Annotated in this window: 16 protein-coding genes and 2 tRNA genes; 12 read left to right on the forward strand and 6 right to left on the reverse strand. The window is 63.4% G+C overall.

The genetic code is table 11. From position 1 onward, the window contains the following. Position 1: 1 nt before the first annotated feature. Positions 2–445: a FixH family protein gene (locus P9228_RS08275; protein WP_067329635.1), complete on the reverse strand. Its 444-nt coding sequence runs from the start codon at positions 443–445 to the stop codon at positions 2–4. A gap of 154 nt (positions 446–599) precedes the next feature. Here P9228_RS08275 and P9228_RS08280 point away from each other — a divergent pair, with 154 nt between their 5' ends. After that, complete coding sequence (locus P9228_RS08280) at positions 600–1520, forward strand: sugar kinase (protein ID WP_067329424.1); 921 nt, start codon at positions 600–602, stop codon at positions 1518–1520. Here P9228_RS08280 and P9228_RS08285 read toward each other — a convergent pair. From P9228_RS08285 to P9228_RS08295, 3 genes are all read right to left on the reverse strand, one after another. Further along, positions 1517–2539 (reverse strand): aldose epimerase family protein, encoded by a 1023-nt coding sequence (locus P9228_RS08285; protein ID WP_095778465.1) that lies wholly within the window; start codon positions 2537–2539, stop codon positions 1517–1519. The two genes, P9228_RS08280 and P9228_RS08285, sit on opposite strands and share 4 nt — an antisense overlap. A 96-nt stretch (positions 2540–2635) precedes the next feature. Continuing rightward, entirely contained in the window at positions 2636–4093 is a 1458-nt protein-coding gene (locus P9228_RS08290; protein WP_095801915.1) for an NAD-dependent succinate-semialdehyde dehydrogenase, read from the reverse strand. Positions 4094–4245: 152 nt separating this feature from the next. Continuing rightward, positions 4246–5196 carry an AEC family transporter gene (locus P9228_RS08295; protein ID WP_095825646.1) on the reverse strand — a complete coding sequence of 317 codons (951 nt, stop codon included), beginning with the start codon at positions 5194–5196 and terminating at the stop codon, positions 4246–4248. A gap of 163 nt (positions 5197–5359) precedes the next feature. Here P9228_RS08295 and P9228_RS08300 point away from each other — a divergent pair, with 163 nt between their 5' ends. The 9 genes from P9228_RS08300 to P9228_RS08340 all read left to right on the forward strand — a co-directional run bounded on the left by P9228_RS08300 (position 5360) and on the right by P9228_RS08340 (position 12817). After that, a complete protein-coding gene (locus P9228_RS08300) occupies positions 5360–5908 on the forward strand; it encodes a histidine phosphatase family protein (RefSeq protein WP_066999807.1) in 549 nt (182 codons plus the stop codon). Between the two features lie 221 nt (positions 5909–6129). Then, positions 6130–6203 (forward strand) — tRNA-OTHER (locus P9228_RS08305). Next, positions 6204–6272, forward strand: a tRNA-Met gene (locus tag P9228_RS08310). A gap of 354 nt (positions 6273–6626) precedes the next feature. After that, complete coding sequence (locus tag P9228_RS08315; protein ID WP_278052988.1) at positions 6627–7772, forward strand: slipin family protein; 1146 nt, start codon at positions 6627–6629, stop codon at positions 7770–7772. Positions 7773–7949: 177 nt separating this feature from the next. Beyond that, entirely contained in the window at positions 7950–8231 is a 282-nt protein-coding gene (locus P9228_RS08320; RefSeq protein WP_066999801.1) for an acyl carrier protein, read from the forward strand. A gap of 46 nt (positions 8232–8277) precedes the next feature. Next, positions 8278–9468 carry a beta-ketoacyl-ACP synthase gene (locus P9228_RS08325; protein ID WP_095801918.1) on the forward strand — a complete coding sequence of 397 codons (1191 nt, stop codon included), beginning with the start codon at positions 8278–8280 and terminating at the stop codon, positions 9466–9468. Between the two features lie 17 nt (positions 9469–9485). Further along, entirely contained in the window at positions 9486–10757 is a 1272-nt protein-coding gene (locus tag P9228_RS08330; RefSeq protein WP_127243382.1) for a beta-ketoacyl-ACP synthase, read from the forward strand. A 38-nt stretch (positions 10758–10795) separates the two neighbouring features. Then, positions 10796–11824, forward strand: coding sequence for a zinc-binding dehydrogenase (locus P9228_RS08335; RefSeq protein ID WP_278052989.1), 1029 nt, complete (start codon positions 10796–10798; stop codon positions 11822–11824). A gap of 6 nt (positions 11825–11830) precedes the next feature. Further along, positions 11831–12817, forward strand: coding sequence for a lipid A biosynthesis lauroyl acyltransferase (locus P9228_RS08340; RefSeq protein ID WP_278052990.1), 987 nt, complete (start codon positions 11831–11833; stop codon positions 12815–12817). A gap of 141 nt (positions 12818–12958) precedes the next feature. Here the strand turns inward: P9228_RS08340 and P9228_RS08345 are convergent, their stop codons facing one another. Both P9228_RS08345 and P9228_RS08350 read right to left on the reverse strand, forming a co-directional pair. Then, on the reverse strand, positions 12959–13789 hold the full coding sequence (locus tag P9228_RS08345; RefSeq protein WP_095801920.1) for a hypothetical protein: 831 nt from the start codon (positions 13787–13789) through the stop codon (positions 12959–12961). Between the two features lie 203 nt (positions 13790–13992). Continuing rightward, positions 13993–14424, reverse strand: coding sequence for a L,D-transpeptidase (locus P9228_RS08350; protein ID WP_278052991.1), 432 nt, complete (start codon positions 14422–14424; stop codon positions 13993–13995). A gap of 254 nt (positions 14425–14678) precedes the next feature. Between P9228_RS08350 and P9228_RS08355 the strand changes: the two genes are divergently transcribed. Together P9228_RS08355 and P9228_RS08360 are read left to right on the forward strand one after the other, a co-directional pair. Beyond that, entirely contained in the window at positions 14679–15956 is a 1278-nt protein-coding gene (locus P9228_RS08355) for an acetylornithine deacetylase/succinyl-diaminopimelate desuccinylase family protein (RefSeq protein ID WP_278052992.1), read from the forward strand. 115 nt (positions 15957–16071) lie between these two features. After that, entirely contained in the window at positions 16072–17550 is a 1479-nt protein-coding gene (locus P9228_RS08360) for an ABC transporter substrate-binding protein (protein WP_278052993.1), read from the forward strand. Positions 17551–17565: the final 15 nt, after the last annotated feature.

Raw genomic sequence — 17565 nt, forward strand, 5'->3', positions numbered from 1 at the left:
CTCACAACACGATGTTGAAGACGACGGAATCGGAACCCGCCGCCGCCGAGATTGCGAAGCGCAATTGCCACCAGCCGGTCATGGTGAATTTCACGCCGTCGATGCGGTAGCGTCCCGCCCCCATATAGTCGGTCGCCTGCGGGCTGGTCGGCAGGCCGTGATTGTGCTGCGGCATGCCGCCGGAAACGGTGATCGCGGCCCCCTCCACCGGAGCGCCGGCGGAGGTCTTCAGCGTCAGCAGCCAGGATTGCAGCTCGCCCTGCCGGATGACGCCGCGCTCCGGCTCGAAGCTCGCAACGAACAGGCCGCTCGCCGTCTTTTTCGAACGCGACGTATCGGGGCCCGGTGCCGAATGCGGCGCCGTCAGGTAGACGACAGTCAGAATGCCGACCAGCAGGGCAGCAAGACCGAGACCCGCAAGAATGTAACGCCATATCGATGCCAAACCGGCTCCTCTTCGGCTGATAACGTCACGGGCTGCGCGCAGCATCCCTCCCGCCTGTGGGAAATCGCTTCTGGCGCAAAAATCGGCCTGCGCCAAGCATGGCGCTGCTGGCTGCAAAAAGCTACAGCACCAAAGCTTTAGGAGGACAAGTCATATGGAAGCCAATGGTGTCGCGTCGATCGGCGAATGCATGCTCGAACTGTCGGGCCAGGCAGGACCGAACTGGCGTATGGGCTTTGCCGGCGACACCTTCAATACGCTATGGGCGCTGCATGCGCTCAGCCCCGGCCGGCCCGCGACCTATGTCTCGGCCTTCGGCGACGACCCTTTTTCCCGCGATCAGATCGCGTTCTTAGCCCAGAACGGCATTGGTATCGGCAGCAGCCCGGTCATTGCCGGCGCAAGACCGGGCCTTTACGCCATCACGCTCACTGGAGCCGAGCGCGCCTTCACTTACTGGCGAAGCGATGCTGCCGCGCGCCAGCTTGCCTCCGATGCAGCGGCACTGGCGAAAAGTCTTGAAAACCAGGCGCTTGTCTATTTTTCCGGAATCACTTTGGCAATTCTGGATGATGCCGCGCGCAAAACCCTGCTTTCGGCCGTCGCGACAGCACGCGCGGCGGGTTCGCTGGTCGCCTTTGACCCGAATTACCGTCCCAGGCTGTGGCCGAGCCGTGAAACCGCGCAGGCTGCGATCTTGGAAGCGCTCGCCGTCGCGGATATCGCATTGCCCACTTTTCCGGATGAGCAGATGCTGTTTGGCGATGAGGCGCCGGAAACAACTGCCAGGCGTCTCGGAGGAGTGGTCGGCGAGGTTGTCGTCAAGAACGGCGAGCAGCCGGCATTGATTGCCATGGACGGCGCCTCGGAAACAATCGAGGCAGTGCATGTCGCCTCGCCTGTCGATACAACCGGCGCCGGCGATTCCTTCAACGGCGGCTATCTCGCCGCCCGGCTTGCCGGTCACGCCCCAGTCGACGCGGTTCGGCGCGCGCATCGGGTGGCTGCGGCCGTCGTACAGGTGCGCGGCGCGCTCGCGCCGTTCGAGATTCTAAGAACAGCCTTTGGGATCTAGCTAGGGAGCCGGAACCTGTATTCCGTCACCTGATGGTAGATCTGGCCCGGCCAAAGCGTGGCCTGTGGGAAATAGGGCCGGTTCGGCGCGTCGGGCCAGGTCTGAGCTTCGAGGCAGAAGCCTGAAAAGGCCTTGTAGCCGCGCCCGTCCAGCCCAGGGGAGGACGGCGCGACATACTGGCCGATATAGAGCTGCAGGCCGGGCTCGGTGGTCCAGACTTCCATTTCGACGCCGGAACTGGCGCCCTGCACCCAGGCTGCCTGGTGCAGCGGTCCACGGCTGGAGGCGAGGCAGTAATTCAGATCGTAGGGAAGCTGCTCGCCTTCCGATTCCATGCGCAGCGGCCGCGCCTGGCGGAAGTCATAGGGCGTGCCGTCGACGGGCTTCACCGCGCCGGTCGGGATCATCTCTGCGTCGACGGGCGTATAAGCGCCGGCATTGAGCATCAGCCGGTGGTCGAGAATGTCGCCCGCGCCCCCGTCGTCGAGATTGAAGTAGGAGTGCTGCGCAAGATTACAGAGCGTCGGCTCCTCGCATGTGGCGGTCAGTTCCATGCTGAGCGTGCCGGGGATCTTCAGCCGGTAGGTGCAGGTGACGTCCAGCGCGCCTGGAAAGCCCATCGTGCCATCGGGATCGTGCAGTGTCAGCGTCACGAAATCGCGCCCGTGCAGCGAGACCGACCATGGCCGGTGGAAATAGCCCTCTGAGCCGCCATGCAGCGTGTGTTTCCCTAGAAAATTGCGCTCGGTCTGGTAGCGCTTGCCGGCGATGGTGAAGCGGCCGTCGCGAATGCGATTGGCGAAGCGGCCGACGACGGCGCCGAAATAGGCGCGGTCGGTCTCATAGGGCTCGAACTGGTCGTAGCCCATCACCAGCGGCGCATCATGGCCGGCGAGCCGCAGATCCTGGATGATCGCGCCAAGCCCGATGATGTTGGCCGTGAGACCACCGCCACGGATGGTGAAGCGGCGAACGGCCTCGCCCGCCTGCGTCGTGCCGAAGACCTCGCCGTCCTTCATCGCTGTGCCCGAAAACGTCAGTTCATTGATCTGTGGACTACGCCGGCCATCTCCGGCAAGGGCAGGCCTGATGCCTGCCCCGCCAGTCAAGCGGTGTCAGAGGCCGAGGCCACCGAGGCAGACATATTTGGTGTCGAGATAGTCCTCGATGCCCTGATGTCCGCCTTCCTTGCCGAGGCCCGATTCCTTGACGCCGCCGAACGGCGCCTCGGGCGTGGTGATCAGGCCTTCATTGACGCCGACCATGCCGTATTTCAGCCCTTCCATGACGCGGAAGGCGCGGCCGAGATCGCCGGTGTAGAAATAGCAGGCGAGGCCGAACTCGGTGTCGTTGGCCAATGCGATCGCTTCTTCCTCGGTCTCGAACTTGAACACCGGGGCGACCGGCCCGAAGATCTCTTCCTTCATGAAGCGCATCTTGGGCGTGGCGTCGGCGATGACCGTCGGCTGGAAGAACGAGCCGCCGAGCGCATGGCGATTGCCGCCGGCAACGACCTTGCCGCCCTTCGAGGTGGCATCGGCGATCAGTTCCTCGACCTTCTCGACCGCTTTCTCGTCGATCAGCGGCCCCTGCTGCACGCCTTCTTCCAGGCCGGAGCCGACCTTCAGACTGTTGCTGGCAGCGGCCAGCTTCTCGACGAACTTGTCATAGATACCCGCCTGGACGAGGAAGCGGTTGGTGCAGACGCAGGTCTGGCCGGAATTGCGGTACTTCGCGGTGATGGCGCCGGTGACGGCGCGATCGATGTCGGCATCGTCGAAGACCAGGAACGGAGCATTGCCGCCGAGTTCCATCGACACTTTCTTGACCGTCGTCGACGACTTCTGAATCAGGATCTTGCCGACCTCGGTCGAGCCGGTGAAGGTGATCTTCTTGACCAGCGGGTTGGCGCAGATCTCGTCGCCGATCTCGCCGGCCGAACCGGTCAGGATGTTGATGACGCCCTTGGGGAAGCCGACCTCTTCGGCGAGCGCGCCCCAGGCGAGACCCGAATAAGGCGTCTGCGAGGCCGGTTTGACCACGGCCGTGCAGCCCGCGGCCAGCGCCGGTCCGAGCTTGCGGGCGAGCATCGAGGACGGGAAGTTCCATGGCGTGATGGCGGCAATGACGCCGACCGGCTCCTTCGTCACCAGGATGCGGCGGTCGCCCCAGGGCGACGGCACGATGTCGCCATAGGTGCGGCGGCCTTCCTCGGCGAACCAGAGGATATAGCTCGCGGCCGAGCCGATCTCGCCCTTGGATTCGAACAGCGACTTGCCCTGCTCGATGGTGAGCAACTCGGCCAGCACGTCCTGATTGTCCATCATTGCGTCGTGCAGCTTGCGCAGAAGCTTCGAGCGCTCGAGCGCGGTGGTCTTGCGCCAGCTCTTGAATGCTTCATCGGCGGCCTCGATGGCGCGGCGGGTTTCGGTCTTGCCGGCCTTCGGCACGGTGCCGATCTTCAGGCCGGTCGCCGGATTGTTGACGTCGATGGTCTGGCCGCTGTCGGCCTGCACCCATTCGCCGTTGATGAGATTGGCCTGGCGCATGAAATGACTGGTTTTCTGAAGCATGGTCTGGCCTCCGTTTCGGCGCGCTGATCGGCCGTTTTTCTGGATATTCGGGGGCGTGCAAGGCTGCACGCTGGCGCATTGCTCTTACCTAGGGAAAGCCCGGCAAGCAATCACAAGATGGCATATAGGGGTTGGGCCAGCAAAAACGAGCGCTAGCCGAACACATGCAGGACCACCGTCAGCCAGAAGGATGTGGTGAGCACCGCGCTGGCCGTGGCGATCGTCATCTGGTTGGACGCCAGCGCCTGGCCGGTGTTGAATTGGACGGCGATGAGATAGGAATTGATGCCGGAAGGCAGCGCCGCCACGACCACGGCGACCTTTGCCGTCAGCGGCGGCAGGCCGAGCAGCCAGACCGCGAGCAGCACCAAGGCCGGCATCAGGAAGAGTTTCAGCGCCGACAGCGCGAGCGCTGGGCGCACGTTGCCGGAAATGCCGAAGCGGCGCAGGCTGAGCCCCATCGCAAACAGCGCCACCGGCCCGGCCGTATCGGCCAGCGCGTCGACCAGCCGCTCGATCAGCGGCGGCAGCGGCGCGCCGATGAAGCGCCAGGCGAGCCCCGCGAGAATGCCGATGATCAGCGGGTTGACGAACAGCCGCCTGAGGAAATTCCGGATGACGCGCAACGGATGCACAGACTCGTCGTCGCGACGACCGAACATCTCGAACAGCACGATTGACGCCATCATCATGACAGGCAGGTGGATCGAGACCAGCAGCGACAGCACCTCGAAGCCGCTGGTGCCGAATATGCCGAGGATGAAGGGCGCGCCAAGCAGCACGACATTGGAATAGGCCGAGGACACGCCGCCGACGATGCCGGCGCGGGCATCGCGGCCGAAGAGGCGCGTCATGACCAAGTGCCCGGCGGACCAGGTGACGGCAACCGCCGCAAAATAGGCGCTCCACAGCGACCACGGCGCCACGCCATGGAAATCGGAGTTCACCATCGTCTGGAACAAGAGCAGCGGCATAGCCACGTTGACGGCGAATTCGGATATGCCCTCACCACTTGCCGGCTTCAGATAGCCGGTAAGGCCGGCGAGATAGCCGAGCGCAACGAGACTGAAGACGAAGAGGACGGTTTCGGTGAGCGGCGTCATTGTTCGGGCGGAGACATCTTTACCGTGATAGGCAAGCCTCGAGCGCCGTGCAATCGGCCGTTCTCCGGCCGACCGTTGGTCCTCTGCTTGTTTTTCAGCCGGCTTTGCGGTCCCTATATGCCGAAGATGGCCCCGGCCTCTCCGGCCGCCATAAGGACTTCACATGCTGCGACTTGCCCTGGCGCTTTTCCTGCTTGCCGTTCCCACCCTCGCCCACGCAACCGACGCCGGCTGGGCGCTGCTGCGCGATGGCGGCCATATCGTCCTGCTTAGGCATGCCTTCGTCACCGGGACCACCGATCCGGCGAATTTCGACATCGGCAATTGCGCCACCCAGCTCAACCTGTCCGAGCGCGGCAAGCAGCAGTCAAGCCGCATCGGGGCGCTGTTTGCGGCGCGCGCAGCGCCCATCGAGCGTGTGCTCTCCAGCCGCTACTGCCGCTGCCTTGACACCGCCCGCATCGCTTTCGAGGCCGAACCGAAACCATTTGCGCCGCTCGACTTGCTCAAGACCGATTCGGCTGAGAAGGCCGCTCAGATGGAGGCGGTGATGAAGGAGATCCGGGGCTATTCCGGCTCTGACAATCTGGTGCTGGTCACGCATCTGGAAAACATCCAGGCGCTCACCGGCGTCTCGCCGCGCGAGGGCGAGGCCGTGGTCGTGGCGCCTAATGGAGACGGCCTCAAAGTGCTCGGCCGCGTCACCTTCTGACGGCATAGGTCTGCCCAGCTCAGCACTGTGGCCGAAATGCCACAGCCGCAAGAAGCCGCAAGCCCCCGCGATAATGCCGCTTGCGACAAGCCGTCGCAGGGTCTATAGGCGCGCTCCCGGTCACGAAAACCGAAGCGAGCACAACGGTTGGAGCTTTCGTCTCCGCCCGCGCAGCCAGCTTTGCCGCGCTGTGTACGGCGCCGTTTCGGAGTGTTGGGATCGCCGATGTAGCTCAGAGGAAGAGCGCCGGATTTGGGTCCGGAGGTCAGGGGTTCGAGTCCCTTCATCAGCACCACGGATAGCTCAGTTTGGTTAGAGCGTCAGACTCATAATCTGATTGTCGAAGGTTCGATTCCTTCTCCAACGGCCTGTTAGGCCGACACCTTTGGGTGGTGTTATCCAAAACGGTCCGGGGACCGGAATGCAGAAGACCTGGCGGACGGCTAAGCCTTCGGGCCGAGGCCGTATCGAACGGTCCGATGCCATCGGCTTGCGGCCAGGCTCGCGGTGACGATCAAGGCGCGGCAATGCCGGCAAAGGAGCCTTCGGGCGCCGGCGCCCGCCTTGCCGCCCCGCGATCCGCTCCCGAAGGCCCGCCGCCTGGCGATGCCACCGGTCTCCGGATCATTCGTGCCGGGAAACGAAACGAGAAATGAAAGGACGATCGACGCATGACGTGACGCCTCACATGGGGCCATGCCCGACAGGAGTAAAGACAATGAAGACCATTCTCGAAAAGGTTCTGGGACGCCAGCGCGTCCTCGTGAAGGAAAATGAACGTGCCGTTGCCCTCTACAAGGGCGAGATCCAGGCTGTCCTGATGCCGGGCGAACATTGGCTCGACAACCGGCGCGGAAACCTGGAAATCTCCAGGCACGACCTGAAGAACCCGGAATTCGTTTCGGCCTACGAGAAGGCATTGTTCGACAAGCTCCCGGATGTGGCCGCGCGTCACTTCACCGTGGTTCGCACCGGGCGCACCGACATTGCCGTGATCGAGCGCGACGGCGCCCTTCATGCCGTTCTCGCTCCGGATCGCAAGCTCGTGCTGTGGACGGATGCCGGCCCGTGGGCGGTGACCTCCGTCGACGCGGGGGCCGATCTGGCCGTCGATCCGGCCTTGATGCGCCGGATCGGCCAGGCCCGGAAGACGGAACACATGTTCCTGCATCCGGTCGTGGACGGTCAGGTCGGTCTGCTGTTCGTGGACGGCGTCTACACCCGCACGCTTGCCGCGGGGGTGCACGCCTTCTGGAATGTCGGGCGCATGGTCCAGGTGAAGGTCGTCGACCTCAAGCGGCAGTCGCTTGATGTCGCCGGGCAGGAAGTGCTGACCAAGGATCGCGTGACGATCCGCGTCAACATCGCCGCCGAATACCGGGTCGTCGAACCGGTGACGGCGGTGAGCATGGTGAAGGACTTCTCGGAAGCCCTCTACCGCGCCCTGCAGTACGCCTTCCGCAAGACGCTCGGCGCGCTCACCCTCGACCAGATCCTCGACAAGAAGATCACGGTCGATGAGGAGGCAGCCGCCAAGGTGCGTTCCGACATGGCCGCGATCGGTCTCGAGGTCAGCGATATCGCGCTCAAGGATGTGATCCTGCCGGGCGAGATGCGCGAGATCCTCAACCAGGTGGTTTCGGCCGAGAAGCAGGCCGAAGCCAACGTCATCCGCCGCCGCGAGGAGACGAACGCCACGCGTTCGCTGCTCAACACGGCCAAGGTGATGGCCGAGAACCCGGTGATGCTGCGGCTGAAGGAGCTTGAGGCTCTCGAGGCTATCGCCGGCAAGGTCGAGCGCCTGACCGTCCACAACGGGACGGGCGGGCTGCTCAACGATCTGGTCAAGCTCCGCGAAGGCTGAGCTTACGCCACGTAAAATGGGAAGGGCCGCCGGCAACCCGGCGGCCCTTCTTGCGTCCACAAAGCCGGCATCCCATCTGCGCGCGGCGTGTCAGGCCTTTTCCTGCCCGGAAAAACCGATTAGACAGCGCCAAAACAAGATGCGGACAGATTCCGCCCGCAACCGAAGGAAGAGCCCTTGTCCACCACGTTCGAGAAAGTCGCCAAGATCATTGCCGACACCAGCGAGATCGATATCGACACCATCACGCCCGAAAGCCATACCATCGACGATCTCGGCATCGACAGCCTCGATTTCCTCGACATCGTCTTTGCCATCGACAAGGAATTCGGCATCAAGGTGCCGCTCGAGAAGTGGACGCAAGAGGTCAATGACGGCAAGGCTTCGACCGACGACTACTTCGTCATGCAGAACCTGTGCGCCAAGATCGACGCGCTGGTCGCGGCCAAGGCCGCCTGACGAGCGCGACCTTGTCCCACCTCCAGCCTGACCAGCAAAGCCGCTCATGAGCAGCCCGCGCGACGTCGTCATCACCGGTATCGGCCTTGTCTCTTCGCTGGGAGAAGGACCGGACGCGCATTGGCAGAAGCTGACCCGGCCGGGCGTTGAGCCGGTGCTCGATGCGACGCGCTTTGCGCCCTACACAATTCATCCCCTGCCCGAGATCGACTGGAACCTGCAGATCGCCAAGCGCGGCGACCAGCGCCAGATGGAGACCTGGCAGCGGCTCGGCACCTATGTCGCCGGCCTGGCGCTGGACGACGCCGGCATCAAGGGCAATGACGAGCTTTGCGCGACCATGGACATGGTTGTGGCGGCCGGCGGCGGCGAGCGCGACGAGGCCGTGGACAGCGCGATCCTGGCGGCGTCCGAGAGCCGCAACGACCGCGACGTGCTGCTCAACGAGAAGCTGACCACGGAATTGCGGCCGACGCTGTTCCTCGCCCAGCTTTCCAATCTGCTCGCCGGCAACATCTCCATCGTGCACAAGGTCACCGGCTCGTCTCGTACCTTCATGGGCGAGGAAGGCGCCGGCGTCTCTGCCGTTGAGACGGCCGCCGCGCGCATCCGCTCCGGCCAGTCGACCCATGTGCTGGTCGGCGGCGCCTTCCAGACCGAGCACTCAGACATGCTGCTCGGCTATGAGCTCGCCGGTTATCTGCATCGCGGCCCGTGGAGACCGGTCTGGCAAAGACAGGGCGCGGAAGGCGGCGGCGTGGTGACGGGCTCGGGCGGCGCTTTCTTGGTGCTCGAACAGCGCGAGCATGCGCAGAGCCGGGGTCGCAAGATCTATGCTGAGCTCGGTCCTGTGGTTTCCGGCCGGGCGAGGCGCCGGCGCGGCGAGCTGAATGCCGAAATCGCCGCTTTGCTGAAGCAGGCGGCGCTGCCCGCCGGCGAATTGCTGACCATTTCCGGTGCCTCCGGCGCCCATGCCGCCACGGCGGCCGAAAAGGTGGCACTCGATGCCAACCCGGCGCTTGCAGTGCGCGCCTTCTCGACGCTCACCGGCCACATGAAGGAAGCGCAGTTCCCCTTCGCCGTGGCGCTTGCCGCGCTCGCCGTCGACCGCAAGGCCCCCTACCCTGTCTTCGATGCCACAGTGGAGCAACCATTCGAAGGCGCCCCCAGCTCCGTCCTTGCAACGGCGATCGGCTATCACCAATTCGAGGGCCTGGGGCTGATCAAGGCCGCTTAGAGCGAGACAGACAGAACATGGCCAATCTCCGCGATCACATGGGCAGGCCTATCGTCGCCGTGACCGGCATCGGCGTGGTGACTTCGCTTGGCGTCGGCAAGGCCGACAACTGGGCGGCGCTGACCTCAGGCAAATCCGGCATCCATCCGATCACCCGTTTTCCCGTCGATCATCTGAACACCCGCATCTCCGGCATGGTCGATTTCCTGCCGTCGAGCTCCAAGGGTGCCAGTCCCCTCACCTACGAGCTGGCCGAGACGGCCGCCCAGGAAGCGGTGTCGGAGGCCGGCCTCGATTCCGGCGATTTCGGCGGCCCGCTCTTTCTCGCCTCGCCGCCGGTCGAGCTCGATTGGGCCGACCGCTTCTCGCTCTACAATTCCGACAAGAAGGAAAGCGGTTCCGAGAGATTGCTGCGCGTGGCGCGCGGACTGAAGGAGCTCGGCATTTTCGAGACCACCCAGTTCGGCTCGATCGCCGATCGCCTGGCCGATCGTTTTGGCACGCGCGGCCTGCCGATCACGCTGTCGACAGCCTGCGCGTCAGGCGCCACCGCCATCCAGCTCGGTGTCGAGGCGATCCGCCGCGGCGAATGCGACAAGGCGCTGTCGATCGGCGCCGACGGTTCCGCCACGGCCGAAGCCCTGATCCGCTTCTCGCTGCTCTCGGCGCTTTCCACCCACAACGACATTCCCGAAAAGGCCTCGAAGCCCTTCTCCAGGGACCGTGACGGTTTTGTCCTTGCCGAGGGTTCCGGCGCGCTTGTGCTGGAATCGCTGGAGGCGGCACTTGCCCGGGGTGCCACTATCCTCGGCATAATGCGTGGCTGCGGCGAGCGCGCCGACGACTTCCACCGCACCCGCTCCAAGCCTGACGGTTCGCCGGCCATCGCCGCGGTACGCGCCGCCCTTGCCGATGCCGGCTTGAGCGAAGACGAGATCGACTACGTCAACGCGCACGGCACCTCGACGCCGGAAAACGACAAGATGGAGCATCTGTCGCTGTCGACCGTGTTCGGCGAGCGGATCGGCTCGATGCCGATCTCGTCGAACAAGTCGATGATCGGCCACACGCTGTCCGCCGCCGGCGCGGTCGAGGCCGCGTTCTCGCTGATGACCATGCGCGAAAGCGTCATCCCGCCGACCATCAATTACGACAATCCTGATCCGGCAATCGTGCTCGACGTGGTGCCAAACAAGAAGCGCAACGCCGAGGTCGGCACGGTTCTGTCGAATTCCTTCGGCTTCGGCGGCCAGAACACCTGCCTTGTCATGGCGCGGGAACCGGTCTAAGCGGACGTTTTCCCGCTTCCAAAGTACCAACAGGCCAAATGCGCGCATTGCAACTTATCGAGGACCGCCGCCTTGAAACGGTGGACCTTCCGCCTCCCCCGCCGCCTTCGCAAGGTGAAGTGACGCTCCGCATCAAGGCGGTGGCGCTCAACCATATCGACGTCTGGGGCTGGCGCGGCATGGCCTTCGCCAAGCGCAAGCTGCCGCTGGTCGTCGGCGCCGAAGCCTCGGGCGAGGTCGAGGCGGTCGGACCCGGCGTCTCCACCCTCCTGCCGGGGCAACTGGTGTCGATCTACGGCGCGCGAACCTGCGGGCTCTGCCGTGCCTGCCGCGAGGGCCGCGACAATCTTTGCGAGCACGTCTCCGGCGTCCACGGTTTTCATCTCGACGGCTTCGCGCAGGAAAAGATCAACCTGCCTGCCCGTCTCCTGGTGCCTGCGCCGCCCGGTGTCTCCGATATCGGCGCTGCCGTCGCACCCGTCACCTTCGGCACGGTCGAGCATATGCTGTTCGACAACGCGAAACTGGAGCCCGGTGAAACCATCCTCGTCCATGCCGGCGGCTCCGGCATCGGCACCGCAGCCATCCAATTGGCGAAGCGCATGGGCTGCACGGTCATCACTACGGTCGGCTCGAACGACAAGATCGACAAGGCGAAGGCGCTTGGCGCCGACCATGTCATCAACTATCGCGAGGATCGCTTCGAAGGCGTGGTGCGCAAGCTGACGAAGAAGAAGGGCGTCGATGTCGTGTTCGAGCATGTCGGCGCCGACACCTTTGCCGGCTCGATGCTGTGCCTGAAGCGCGGCGGCCGCCTCGTCACCTGCGGCTCGACCTCCGGCGTCTCGACGCAGGTCAATCTGATGCAGCTTTTCCAGCAACAGCTGAAGCTGCTCGGCTCCTTCGGCTGCCGCATGGAGAACATGGCCGATGCCATGCAGAAGATGGCGGCCGGTCTCGTCGCGCCCGTGATCGACACCGAAGTCGGCTTCGACGACATCGGCGCCGCGCTGAAGCGCATGGAAGGCCGCGACGTCTTCGGCAAGATCATTCTTCGCGTTTCCTAAGACAAGATGGTCGGCAAGGTACTCAAGAAAGCCCGCCGGGACTTCATGTTCCGCTATGGCCGGCGGCTACGCCAAATGGAGCACTGGCTGGTGGCGCGGCTTGCCATGGCGGTCATCGGCCTGCTGCGCCTTTTGCCGCCTGACAGCGCGCTCAACTTCGCCGACCGCGTCGCCCGCCGCATCGGGCCGATGGTCGGACGGCACCGGGTGGCCGTCAACAATCTGCGCCTTGCCTATCCGCAAAAGAGCGATGCCGAAATCGAGGCCATCGCGTCCGACATGTGGGGCAACATGGCCCGGCTTGCCGCCGAATACATCTTCCTCGATGCCCTCTTCGATTTTGACCCGAATGCCGCCAAGCCGGGCCGGGTCGAGGTCAGCGGCATCGCGCATTTCGTCGAAATCGCAGGCGAAAAGAAGCCGCATATCCTGTTCACCGGCCATCTCGGCAATTTCGAGCTTTTGCCGGTCGCCGCCGCCACCTTCGGCATGAACATCACGGCACTGTTCCGCCCGCCCAACAATCCCTACCTTGCCGACTACATCCACTCGACACGCCGCTCGAGCATGGGAGGCCTGCTGCCGTCCTCGACCGGCGCATCGTTCGCCCTTGCCGCCATCCTGGAAAACGGCGGCAATATCGGCGTGCTGGTCGATCAGAAATTCACGAACGGCGTCGAGACGACCTTCTTTGGTCGCCCCTGCCAGAGCAATCCCGTGCTGGGGATGCTCGCCCGCCACTATGACTGCGATGTCTATCCGGCGCGCTGCGTCAGGCTGCCGGGAAACCGTTTCCGATTGGAAATCGAAGACAAGCTCGACTTGCCGCGCACCGAAACCGGCAGCGTCGATGTTCACGCCACCACGCAGCTGCTCGCCGACGTCGTTGAGCGCTGGGTGCGCGAGGATCCCGGACAGTGGATGTGGTTCCACAAGCGCTGGGAGATGAGCGGCCGGCGACGTAAGCGGCGTGAGCGGGCCAAGATCAGCTAAAGCGGCCCAGAACGTTCAGATCGCTTTCGTCTGGATCAAACGCTAAACCGCTTTGAAATAGCCTGCTGCTAGGCGTGTTGCGTCCAATGCGCAACGCAAAGCCGCGAGGACCAAGTCCACGCGGCTCCAGGTTCTGCTGTCTCAAAGCGGAGCGGGGATGGTGAAGTTCGGCCGGAACGTATCCATCGTGGCACCGTTGCGATCCTCGGAAAGCAGTGTGTCCGAGCCGAAGCTTGCCCGCAGGCCAACCACGTATTTGTGGATGTTCACGCTGCCTGAAGCCTCCGAGATGGTCAGGTGATCCAACTGGTAGCGCCCGAATACCGACCACGGCGTCCCATCGAACCTGTATGTAGCCTGCAAGGCGGCTGTGACAGTATCGAGGTGGCCACCATCCGCGGAAAGCCTCGAGAACCCGAGTTCGCCATCGAAACGGAGATTGTCCTGGGCGAAGAAGCGCACCACTCCACGGCCGCCCCAGTTGTCCAAATGCTCCGAAAAGCCGCTGGCCCGCAACTGGCCATAATAAATTTGGCCGTAGATCGTCACGTTGCCGAAATAGGCCTGTGCCTCCGGGCCGACGGTGAAAGTGTAAAGGTCTGCGTCACCGATGCCGTTATCGCCGCCAAATCCGTTTATCGTAGCAAATCCACCCAGCGCATATGAGCTCGGATCGCGCCAGTAACCGTGGATCGCACCGCCGTAGCTGTAGATGTTCGTGCCTTCGACCCAAAGCGAATCGATCACCGCGTCGGTCTGGATGTTCCAGCGGGCGTCGATCGGGAAATTCACCCGAACGGCGCCGCCGGCAGTCGTGCCATCCGAGTCGTCCCCGGGGGTCGCGAAATAGAGACCTCCGAGATAGATTTCGCCATAACCTGATATATGCGGCTGCGCGAGTTCCTGGTCCAGAAGAACGGGTGCATCGGCAGCAAAAGCCGAGGTTGCGGTTGCCGCGATCGCAGCGCTCAATAGAAATCGATACATTAAAGTCCCCAAGCAGCCAGAACAACGCTTCGTACTTACCACTGCGCCGTCATGCAAACCAGCTTCGGCGATGCTCACGCTAGTATAAGCTGTTTGTTTTCGAAGCATGTGCGGCATTGCTGCAACGCTCCGAGCAGGCGCAGCCATCAAATGCTGCCTGCGGCCTAGGCAGCCCTCTCCGGCCCGTTTCAATCGGTGACGACGATTCGCGTGTTGCCGTAGCCGGCTTCCTTCACCATCGAATAGAAAGTCGCGGCATTGGCCGTATGCAGGCGCACGCAGCCATGCGAGGCCGGACGCCCGAGATACTTCACGGCGCCGGTGCCGTGAATGGCGTAGCCGCCGCGGAAGAACACCGAATACGGCATCGGCGAATTGTCATACTTGCGCGAGTACCACATCCGCGCGGTCCATTGCGGCCGGTAGCTGCCGCGCGGTGTGAAGTAGCCCCTGCGGGCCGTCGATACATTCCAGCGATACAGCACCTGGCCGTATCTGCTGACGGTCATCGTCTGCGTCGAGACGTCGATATTGGCGACCAGCGAAGCCGCCCGGCTTGCGATCGACGTGCCAAGCAACGTGGTTGCCAGCACGGCCGCCATGAGGATGGACTTTTTCATGCGATGAACCCCTTCGATTGCCCCCTGCCATCACGTGGTTCTTTTCCATCATTTTTGCCGGCAGGTGCGTTAAGTACCACACACTCCGTGACATATTCGCCAATTCGATTTCGCGAATTTGAATGATTTCCCGTCATAGTTGCTGGGCCGCCACCCACTCTCAACGGTTTAAGCGCGAGCCCGCCCTCAATCATTGTCCGGCAGCCGCGAAAGGCAGCTTGCAAAAGCGCCGCGTTGCTTTTTCAATCGGCAGGATGAATGAACGACTCCTCCGGGCCGTCGATGACCGGGTCGACGACCTGATAGTGCTGACCGCCGAGCTCATCCGCTTGCCGACCGTCAATCCGCCCGGCGAGGCCTACCGGCCATGCGCCGAGTATCTCGGCATGCGCCTCAAGAAGCTCGGCTTCGAAACCGAATTCATTCGCGCAGAAGGCACGCCCGGCGACACCGACCGCTACCCGCGCGTCAATGTCGTCGCCCGCTTCGACGGCCGCTCGCCCGGTGCCTGCGTCCATTTCAACTCGCATATCGACGTGGTCGAGGCCGGCGAAGGCTGGACCGTCGATCCTTTCGCCGGCCTGGTGAAGGAAGGTAGGGTCTACGGCCGCGGCGCCTGCGACATGAAAGGCGGGCTGGCGGCTTCTGTCATTGCCGCCGAAGCCTTCATGGAGGTCTATCCCGACTTTCCCGGCGCCATAGAAATATCCGGCACGGTCGACGAGGAATCCGGTGGGTTCGGCGGCGTCGCCCATCTGGCGAAGCTCGGCTATTTCTCGAAGCCGAGGGTCGACCACGTCATCATCCCCGAGCCGCTGAACAAGGACCGCATCTGCCTTGGCCATCGCGGCGTCTGGTGGGCCGAGATCGAGACCAAGGGCGAGATCGCGCATGGCTCGATGCCGTTCCTCGGCGACAACGCGGTGCGCCATATGGGTGCCGTCGTGCAGGCCTTCGAGGACGAGCTTTTCCCGGCGCTCGACCGCAAGGTGACGCGCATGCCGGTGGTGCCCGAGGGCGCCCGGCGCTCGACCATGAACATCAATTCTGTCCATGGCGGCCAGACCGAGGATTTCCGGCCGGGACTGCCCTCGCCCAACGTGCCGGATTCCTGCCGGCTGACCATCGACCGCCGCTTCCTGCTCGAGGAAGACCTCGCCACCGTCAAGGGTGAAGTCACCGGCATCCTCGACCGGCTGAAGCGCGAGCGAGAAAAGTTCGACTACGAGATCCGCGACCTGATGGAGGTGCTGCCGCTGATGACCGAGCGCGACGCGCCGGTGGTGAAAGCCGTCGCCAAGGGCATCATGGAAATCTTCGACCGCGAGCCGGAATACGTCATCTCGCCCGGTACCTACGACCAGAAGCATGTTGCCCGCATTGGCCAGATCTACGACTGCATCGCTTATGGCCCCGGCATCCTCGATCTCGCGCATCGGCCGGACGAATGGGTGGGCATCGCCGACATGGTGGACGCGGCCAAGGTAATGGCGATCGGCCTCAACGTGCTGCTGCGCGGTACGACCGGCTGATCGGGAAAAACATTTCCCTTGGCGCCACCCGGCAGCACGAAACGCAATTTACTCACAGGCCAAATCACGCTTCTATCCGCTGGGCTTGTCCGTTTGACCGTATGGGAGTTCGGCAATGAAATTGTGGAAGACCATTTTGGCCGCCGCTGTGCTTACTTTCGCGGCCGCCACGTCGGCATTTTCGGCCCGTACCGACCTCGTCATCGGCATTCCGCTCGAACCCCCGCATCTCGATCCGACCGCGGGCGCCGCCGCCGCCATCGACGAGGTGCTCTACGCCAATGTCTTCGAAGGTCTCACCCGCATCGGTCCGAACGGCGAGGTGATCCCCGACCTTGCCGAAAGCTGGACCATCTCGGATGACGGCAAGATCTACACTTTCAAGCTGCACACCGGCGTGAAATTCCACGACGGCAGCGATTTCAGCGCCGACGACGTGAAATTCTCTCTCGACCGTGCCCGGGCCGACAATTCGGTCAACGCCCAAAAGGGGCTGTTCGCGCAGATCGACAAGGTCGATGTCGTCGATCCGGCGACGGTGAAGGTCACGCTGAAAAACCCGCAAGGCTCCTTCCTGTACAATATGGGCTGGGGCGACGCGGTGATGGTGTCGCCGAAATCGGCCGACACCAACAAGGAAAAGCCGGTCGGCACCGGCCCCTTCAAGTTCCAGAACTGGGCCAAGGGCTCGTCGATCACGCTTGTGAAGTCGGATAATTACTGGGGTGCCCCGGTTGCGCTCGACAAGGTCGAGTTCCGCATCGTACCCGACGCCGCCGCCGCCGTGCCGGCGCTGCTTTCGGGCGACATCCAGGCCTTCCCCTTCTTCGATCCCGACAGCGTCTCTCAGATCAAGGACGACCCGCGTTTCAAGGTGGTGATCGGCTCCACCGAAGGCGAGACGATTCTTTCGATAAACAACAAGAAGCCGCCCTTCGACAAGCTCCAGGTGCGCCAGGCCATCTCCTTCGCGCTCGACCGCAAGGCGATCATCGACGGCGCCTCGGCGGGCCTGGGAGTGCCGATCGGCTCGCATATGTCGCCCGCCAACAAAGACTATGTCGACCTCACCGGCCTCTATCCGCACAATGTCGACAAGGCCAAGGAACTGCTGAAGGAAGCCGGCCTAGAAAAAGGCTTCAAGGCGACGCTGAAGCTGCCGCCGCCGTCCTATGCGCGGCTTGGCGGCGAGATCATCGCGTCCGATCTGCGCGATGTCGGCATCGATCTGGAGATCATCCCCGTCGAATGGGCGCAATGGCTGGATCAGGTCTTCACCAAGAAGGACTACGACCTCACCATCGTCTCCCACACCGAGCCGAACGACATCGATATCTATTCGCGCAAGGACTATTACTTCAACTACGACAACCCGGCCTTCGATGCCATCATCGCCAAGCTCAACCTGACCTCGGACGAGGCGAAGCGGAAGGAACTGCTGGCAGAGGCGCAGAAGATCCTCGCCGACGACGCCGTGGTCGGCTTCCTTTACGAGCTGCCGAAGGTCGGGGTCTGGGACGCGAAGCTGCAGGGCCTGTGGGAGAATGCACCGATTCAGGCCAATGACCTTACCAAGGTGAAGTGGACGGATTGACGCCGGCGCGGTCGC

It is taken from the genome of Mesorhizobium sp. WSM4898, from assembly GCF_029625845.1.
GTDB lineage: Bacteria > Pseudomonadota > Alphaproteobacteria > Rhizobiales > Rhizobiaceae > Mesorhizobium.

Excerpts from the sequence above, each read along its gene's own strand:
- P9228_RS08280 (WP_067329424.1), top strand. The coding sequence starts at position 600 with ATGGAAGCCAATGGTGTCGCGTCGATCGGCGAATGCATGCTCGAACTG.
- P9228_RS08285 (WP_095778465.1), bottom strand. The coding sequence starts at position 2,539 with ATGAAGGACGGCGAGGTCTTCGGCACGACGCAGGCGGGCGAGGCCGTT.
- P9228_RS08290 (WP_095801915.1), bottom strand. The coding sequence starts at position 4,093 with ATGCTTCAGAAAACCAGTCATTTCATGCGCCAGGCCAATCTCATCAAC.
- P9228_RS08295 (WP_095825646.1), bottom strand. The coding sequence starts at position 5,196 with ATGACGCCGCTCACCGAAACCGTCCTCTTCGTCTTCAGTCTCGTTGCG.
- P9228_RS08300 (WP_066999807.1), top strand. The coding sequence starts at position 5,360 with ATGCTGCGACTTGCCCTGGCGCTTTTCCTGCTTGCCGTTCCCACCCTC.
- P9228_RS08315 (WP_278052988.1), top strand. The coding sequence starts at position 6,627 with ATGAAGACCATTCTCGAAAAGGTTCTGGGACGCCAGCGCGTCCTCGTG.
- P9228_RS08325 (WP_095801918.1), top strand. The coding sequence starts at position 8,278 with ATGAGCAGCCCGCGCGACGTCGTCATCACCGGTATCGGCCTTGTCTCT.
- P9228_RS08330 (WP_127243382.1), top strand. The coding sequence starts at position 9,486 with ATGGCCAATCTCCGCGATCACATGGGCAGGCCTATCGTCGCCGTGACC.
- P9228_RS08335 (WP_278052989.1), top strand. The coding sequence starts at position 10,796 with ATGCGCGCATTGCAACTTATCGAGGACCGCCGCCTTGAAACGGTGGAC.
- P9228_RS08340 (WP_278052990.1), top strand. The coding sequence starts at position 11,831 with ATGGTCGGCAAGGTACTCAAGAAAGCCCGCCGGGACTTCATGTTCCGC.
- P9228_RS08350 (WP_278052991.1), bottom strand. The coding sequence starts at position 14,424 with ATGAAAAAGTCCATCCTCATGGCGGCCGTGCTGGCAACCACGTTGCTT.
- P9228_RS08355 (WP_278052992.1), top strand. The coding sequence starts at position 14,679 with ATGAATGAACGACTCCTCCGGGCCGTCGATGACCGGGTCGACGACCTG.
- P9228_RS08360 (WP_278052993.1), top strand. The coding sequence starts at position 16,072 with ATGAAATTGTGGAAGACCATTTTGGCCGCCGCTGTGCTTACTTTCGCG.